This window comes from Paenibacillus dendritiformis (assembly GCF_015845845.1).
GTDB classification, from domain to species: Bacteria; Bacillota; Bacilli; order Paenibacillales; family Paenibacillaceae; genus Paenibacillus_B; species Paenibacillus_B dendritiformis_C.
The window spans coordinates 1-1,127 of the sequence record NZ_LDIG01000284.1; the positions used below are offsets into that span (position 1 = coordinate 1).

Sequence of the window (1,127 nt, forward strand, 5' to 3'; positions counted from 1 at the left end):
GACCCATTTAAAAAACAACTCAATGTGCCAGCGATTTCGATAAATCTCGGCAATTTGATGCGCCGATAAGTCAAATCGATTCGTTACAATTCGATAGGTGCGCCCTTGGTCATCGTTAAACTCAATCAAGCGCAGAACCGCTGGCAGCTCCGGCATCGTCACATCGGCATCAAGGATAAATCCATTCCGCCTTTTGGGCAGTTCTCTTTCTCTGATGATCGTTAATCGGCTCTTTTGCTGGACGCGGCAAACAAATTTAATCTTATCCTCTACCCATTTCTGAAAATGGTCGTACACCTGGTACCCTCGGTCCATCACGTAGGTCGCATCCTTATCGACGGTAAATTCCAACACGACTTCATGATCGGCTACATCTTTGGTTGAAGCGACGATCTTGTCTGGATACATCGTTTTGGAATCCACAACGACCAAGGAGGTGTGCATCTTCACGCCATGGCTACTCTTGGAACAATAGGACCATTTTGCGAGAATGGGAGGCAGTGTAATTCCCGATGAATCGATTAGCTTGAGTTTGCCAATGCCAGGCGTAATGCCGCGTTTCCCTTTTGTTAGTTGCTTGATTCGATCAATGAGTGAGAAAAAGAGCGTCTGCAGATGCTCCATAGGCAACCGTTTGAGCTTCCGCGATAGTTGGGAAGCGCTTATGCTCTTGAGTCAAAGCAGTTCTTGAAATTCAGGATTAGCGGCTACATGCTCTGACATGACTTTGTATGAGTCTCGTTGCTGGAGCTGTGCCTCTACAAACAAGAGTGTCGAAGCGCCGACAAACAACTTTTGGGCTCGGTANCTTCACGCCATGGCTACTCTTGGAACAATAGGACCATTTTGCGAGAATGGGAGGCAGTGTAATTCCCGATGAATCGATTAGCTTGAGTTTGCCAATGCCAGGCGTAATGCCGCGTTTCCCTTTTGTTAGTTGCTTGATTCGATCAATGAGCGAGAAAAAGAGCGTCTGCAGATGCTCCATGGGCAACCGTTTCAGCTTTCGCGATAGTTGGGAAGCGCTTATGCTCTTGAGTCCAAGCAGTTCTTGAAATTCAGGATTAGCCGCTACATGCTCTGACATGACTTTGTATGAGTCTCGTTGCTGGAGCTGTGCCTCTACA

Annotated in this window: 1 protein-coding gene; it reads right to left on the minus strand. The window is 47.2% G+C overall.

All coding sequences use genetic code 11. The features are described 5' to 3' along the window. A partial coding sequence (locus ABD76_RS27825; protein ID WP_338125211.1) for an IS4 family transposase occupies nucleotides 1-666 on the minus strand: 666 nt, incomplete at its 3' end. Nucleotides 667-1,127 lie beyond the last annotated feature (461 nt).